At 71.5% G+C, this 930-nt stretch carries 1 protein-coding gene; it reads left to right on the forward strand.

Annotated features, from left to right (window positions below):
* The first annotated feature begins 77 nt into the window (after positions 1-77).
* Complete coding sequence (locus CH341_RS31550) at positions 78-869, forward strand: adenylate/guanylate cyclase domain-containing protein (protein ID WP_245431339.1); 792 nt, start codon at positions 78-80, stop codon at positions 867-869.
* Positions 870-930: the final 61 nt, after the last annotated feature.

Raw genomic sequence — 930 nt, forward strand, 5'->3', positions numbered from 1 at the left:
GGGGACGGGATGCCCCCAGTTTAGGTCGTCCGCCCGGTTCCTGCCTCCGGCGCGGCAGGATGCGGTTGACTGAGCGCATGTCCCCGCGCCGCCGCTCCGCCGCCTCGTCCGCCGGGCTCGGCCTCGCCGCGGCCCTGACCGCGATCGGCACGGTCGCGCTCCAGCACGGGCTGGCGCTGCCGCTGGTCGGCCCGACCCTCGCCGCGCTCGCCGCGACCGGCGGCACCATCGGCTGGCGCCTGGTCGCCGCCGACCGCGAGGAGCGGTTCCTGCGAAGAAGCTTCGCGCTGTATCTCGCGCCCCAGGTGATCGACCGGATGATCGACGCCGACGCGCCCCCGGCGCTGGGCGGCGAGATGCGCGACGTCACGGTGTTCTTCTCCGACATCGCCGGCTTCTCGTCGATCGCCGAGACGATGACGCCGGCCGCGCTGGTCGCCTGGATGAACACCTACCTGTCCGAGATGACCGAGATCGTCGAAGGCTGCGGCGGCTATGTCGACAAGTATATCGGCGACTCCATCGTCGCGGTGTTCGGCGCGCCAGCGAACGACCCCGACCACGCCACCCACGCCGTGCGGGCGGCGCTGCGCTGTTGCGACAGGCTCGCCGCCCTCAACGGCACCGCGGCCTTCGCCGGACACCGGCTGTCGCACCGCATCGGCCTGAACTCCGGCGAGGCGCTGGTCGGCAATATCGGCTCGCGGCGGCGCTTCAACTACACGGTGATGAGCGACGCCGTGAACCTCGCCTCGCGGCTGGAAGGCGCCAACAAGTACTTCTCGACCGCGATCATGGCCTCCGAGACGACGGTGGAGCGGACCGGCGACGCCTTCGCCTGGCGCGAGCTCGACGCCATCCGGACGTGATCGCCGCCTATCTGGGGACCGAGGAGGCCGCCCATGCCTAGCCTGGTCGAGCTGGTCCAGA

Source organism: Rhodoplanes roseus, assembly GCF_003258865.1.
Taxonomy (GTDB): Bacteria; Pseudomonadota; Alphaproteobacteria; order Rhizobiales; family Xanthobacteraceae; genus Rhodoplanes; species Rhodoplanes roseus.